Here is a 5,180-nt window from a genome sequence, read left to right as displayed (position 1 = left end):
GTTCTTACTGAAACTAAGGCTCTTCTTGCTGATAAGAGTGTCACAAAAGAGCAAGTAGATGCACAATTGGAACGCCTCAATGAATCAATCCTTGCAGTTTACAATGAATTGAAAAACGCAGGAATCGGTCGTGATGGTAAGTTCGCAGTAAACTTGACAGACGCTCAAACAACAGCGCTTAAAGACTCCTCTACAGAGGCAGGACAAAAATGGTTGGCAGATCATGGGTACTCATCTCTAGCTGATATTCCTATTATGAACAAAGGAAAAGATGATAAAGAGATAGAGCAAGCTTCAAAACAAATCCAATGGTTAGACTTTACAGATACAGCAGCTTGGACTAGCTTAGATGCAGATGGACAGCTTCAAGTTGGTTCAACTTTCAAAAAGGAGTTGATGCCAGGTTATGTTGTAACATTAACTGTTAAAGAAATGAAACCATTCCATGCTACAGAGACTTATAAAAATCGTGTAGCGGGAACTGCTAGTGAAGATACTTATAATCCAGATGCTGTAAATAGCTTTAAAGAAGCGACTGGTATCGGTGGTTCTGCTCAAACAAAATGGGCACACGTGAAAAATGCAGGTTTTAATACTGATCCACATAAAACTACGATTGCGGGTACTGATGATAAATCGGTTCAAAAGAATGGTACTATCGCTGGTGTAGTATTTAGTGTTGATGCCGAGTATAATGGTAAGAAAACAAAACCAACTATTTTAATGACATCTGGTGAAGATATCAAGGTAAACGAAAGTGAAATCTACACTACAAACGGAACGCCTTGGGATTTATATGCATTGGTAGGTAACGCATCAGAAACAACTCCTTATCAACCTAATGTGAAAATGCAAAATGTAACAAGCCCAGAGTTATTTACACCAAAGGATGATAAACTTCAGAAAGCCTTAGCGAATAGTGCTTTCTCAACGCCTGATACAGCAACATCAGGATTAGGTTCTCAAGTCTTTGGTAGTTACATCAATGGTGAAGGTGGTAATAAAGCTACACCAATCGTATCTACTGCAGGAGCAACTGAAGTTGGGTTCTACATCATTTCGGGTGGAGCTCAGTCGTCTATGATTGGTATCTCTTTATCAGACTTTGGAGATCTTCCAGAATCTTATGGTAAAGCAGAGCATTCTCTCAGAACATCTACTACTGACTATGCAACCAATCAAACAGAAGAAATTCAACAACCATACTTAGGTAAGGTCAAAGCTGACCCTGAAGCACAAAATGGAGAGCGTGTACGTGGTATTGGATCAGATGATGCTACTGACATGGGTGATGAAGGTGTAGCACAGCTTATTGCTGAAGAAGATGTTCATATTAATAAAGATAATGGTGAACCGGAAGTTAAAATCGTACAAGGTGCAGATAATAGTTACCGTGTTAAAGTGATTGCATCAGCAAATGGTAATGACAAATATACTGGTACAGTAGAACCTGCTTATGTGCGTGGATTTATCGATTTCAACAATAACGGTAAATTCGATGAAGGTGAAGCGTCTGAGATCGTTAAAGTTACTGGAAACAACGAAACAGTAGAGCTTGTTTTCAAAAATACTCAAGTCATCGATACTACTAAAGGTATGGTGAATTTCCGTACTCGAATCGCGAAATCTGAAAAACAAGTAACCAAAGCTACGGGTATTGCCTTCTCAGGTGAGGTAGAAGATAACCAAATTCAAGTAGCTCTTCCTCCACGTGGAGATAAGGAAGAAACAACTGGTAAACAAGGTGAAACTCAGTCTGTAGGTATTGAATTTGTATCACGTGCTCTAGGGGACGATGCTTCTAATCTTGGTTCAAACAACGGAAATACTACCTTCAATTCATACGGTAAACTAGATTACTCTGAACAAACAAACTCTATTAGCTTAGAAACAACTAAGAAAAAACAATCTGAGGGTGTGATGATTGTAGATCCAAGCGGAAACTTAGTTAAATCATACACTAAAGCTGGTCAAGGTACTTATACAGTAACTGATGATAAAGTAACCTTCACTCCAGATCCTAACTTTGTTGGTAAAGCAGATGGTATCGTACTTCGTGCTGTAGATGCTAATGGTCATTCAACTGGATGGACAGCACTTACGGATCAACATGGTGTGGAAAACATTAATGATGGAACACATACTACTGGAACTAAAACAATGGATGCTGTTTATATTCCAACAGTAACTCCAAAAGAAATCGTAGGTACACCTGAAGAATCAACAGATATCCAAGGTAAACCACAAACAAAAACACCTAAATTCACTATCGATGTAGATAAAGATGGTGACGGAACTGCACCAGATGCAGTAACACCAAGTGCACAATACCCAGCTAAATTGGTAGATCCAGCGACTGGACAACCAACAGATGAAAAAACAGTTACAGTGCTAGGAGAAGGAACTTATACAATCGATCCAACAACTGGAGCGGTAACATTTACGCCAGAACCACAATTTACAGGAACAGCTAAAGGTATTGATGTATCATTAACAGCACCAGTAGGTCAAGACAAAAATGGTCAACCAGCAACAGCAACAGCTACTGCTAAGTACACACCAACTGTAACAGGCGTAACACCAACAGCGGATCCAGCTACTTCAGCAGGAGTACAAGGTGAAACTCAAAAGGGAACACCAACATTTACAGAAGGAAACACAGAAGTACCAATTAAAGAAAACTCTGTAAAACTATTAAATCCAGATGGAACAGAAGCAAATGGACCAGTAGATGCTTTAGATGAAAAAGGTAATAAGGTTGGTGAATACACTGTTAACCCAACAACAGGAGAAGTAACCTTTACTCCAACAGACAAATCTTACACGGGTAAAGTACAACCAGCTAAAGTTCAAGCTGAGGATAAGAATGGAACAAAAGTTTCTACAACTTACACACCATCTATCGTAGGTGTAACACCAACAGCAGCACCAGCTACAAGTGAAGATGTTCAAGGTAAGACTCAAGAAAGTACAGTTTCATTTGAACCTGGTAAGACCACAATTGCTGGAGAAGAAAAAACGGTAGAAATCGATCCATCTACTTACACTCTTCTTGGTGAAGATGGTCAACCAGCTACAGAAGTTCCGGCTAAAGATCCAGAAGGAAATGTAATTGGTAAATATACTCTTAAAACTGTAGATGGAAAAGCAGTTGCAGTATTTGAACCAACAAACAAAAAATACTCTGGAGAAGTTCAACCAGTAAAAATTCAAGCTAAGGATAAAAACGGAACAGCTGTAGAAACAACTTACACACCGAAGATTACTCCGGTAACACCAACAGCAACACCAGCTGAAACAACAGACATCCAAGGTAAAGAACAAACAGGAAAACCTGAGTTCAAACCAGGAAACTCAGACGTACCAATGGATGATGAAGTACCAGCAACATTCGAAGATGGATCAACTGAGAAAGTAGTACCAGGAGAAGGAACTTACAAAGTAAATCCAGATGGCACAGTAACCTTCACACCAGAGAAAAACTTCACAGGCAAAGGAACAGGCGTAACCGTTAAACGTGTAGATAAGAATGGTACTCCAGTCACAGCTAAATACACTCCAACAGTAACACCAGTAACACCAACAGCAGAACCAGCTGAAACAACAGACATCCAAGGTAAAGAACAGACTGGTAAACCTGAATTCAAACCAGGAAACCCAGACGTACCAATGGATGATGAAGTACCAGCAACATTCGAAGATGGAACAACTGAGAAGAAAGTTCCAGGCGAAGGAACATACACAGTGGCACCAGATGGCACAGTAACCTTCACACCAGAGAAGAACTTCACAGGTAAAGGAACAGGCGTAACCGTTAAACGTGTAGATAAGAATGGCACACCAGTGACAGCTAAATACACCCCAACAGTAGCACCAGTAACACCAACAGGAACAGACGCTGTAACAGAAGATGTTCAAGGTTCAACTCAAACAGGTAAACCAACATTTGAAGGTGGAAAAGTAACAGTCAACGGTGAAGAAAAAACTGTAGAAATCGATGAAACAGTTAAACCAACATTTGATGATGGTACAACTGAGAAGAAAGTACCAGGTGAAGGAACATACACAATCGATGAGAACGGTACAGTAACCTTTACACCAGAGAAGAACTTCACTGGTCAAGCAACAGGTGTAACAGTGAAACGTGTAGATAAGAATGGTACACCAATCACAGCTAAGTACACTCCAGTAGTTGTTCCAGTATCACCAACTTCAAAAGATACTGAATCAGAAGGTCCTAAAGGACAACCTCAATCAGGAACACCAACATTTGAAGGTGGAAAAGTTACAATCAACGGTAAGGAAGTTCCAGTTGAAATCGATGAAACAGTTAAACCAACATTTGACGATGGCACAACTGAGAAGAAAGTACCAGGTGAAGGAACATACACTATCGATGAAAATGGTAAAGTAACCTTCACACCAGAACCTGACTTCGTAGGAAAAGCTAAAGGTGTAACAGTTAAACGTGTAGATAAGAACGGTACACCAGTAACAGCTACTTACACTCCAACAGTTCGTCCTGATACTTCATTCGTTGATAAAGAGGGTAACCCACTTTCACCAACAGAAGATGGAACTAAACCAACTAAAGACATCCCAGGATACAAGATTGTTAAAACTGAGATCGACGAAAAAGGAAATACAAAACACATCTATGAGAAAGTGACAACGACTTATAAAGATAAAGATGGCAATGTAATTCCAAACTATCCAACAGAAGACGGCGAACAACCTAAGAAAGATATCCCAGGTTACCGCTTCGTAGAAACTAAGAAACTTCCAAATGGAGATACAGAGCATGTCTACGAAAAAGTTAAGACATCATTCAAGGATAAAGAAGGAAACGAGATTCCAGGTAATCCAAGTGAAGATGGCGACCAACCTAAGAAAGATATTCCAGGTTACCGCTTCGTAGAGACTAAGAAACTTCCAAATGGCGACATTGAGCACGTTTATGAGAAAGTTAAGACAAGTCATAAGGATAAAGACGGAAATGAAATTCCAAACTATCCAACAGAAGATGGCGACCAACCTAAGAAAGATATTCCAGGCTACCGCTTCGTAGAGACTAAGAAACTTCCAAATGGAGATACAGAGCACGTCTACGAAAAAGTTAAGACATCATTCAAGGATAAAGAAGGAAACGAGATTCCAGGTAATCCAAGTGAAGATGGCGA

General features: G+C 39.8%; 1 protein-coding gene. It reads left to right on the top strand.

What is annotated here, in order from left to right:
- Positions 1-5,180, top strand: a 5,180-nt coding sequence (locus tag OCF95_RS09700) for a GEVED domain-containing protein (RefSeq protein WP_261105323.1), incomplete at both ends; no start/stop codon positions are given.

This window comes from Streptococcus mitis (assembly GCF_946188615.1).
Lineage (GTDB): Bacteria > Bacillota > Bacilli > Lactobacillales > Streptococcaceae > Streptococcus > Streptococcus mitis_BZ.
Note: the sequence above shows the minus strand (reverse complement) of the source record. Positions and strands in the feature narration are given on the sequence as shown.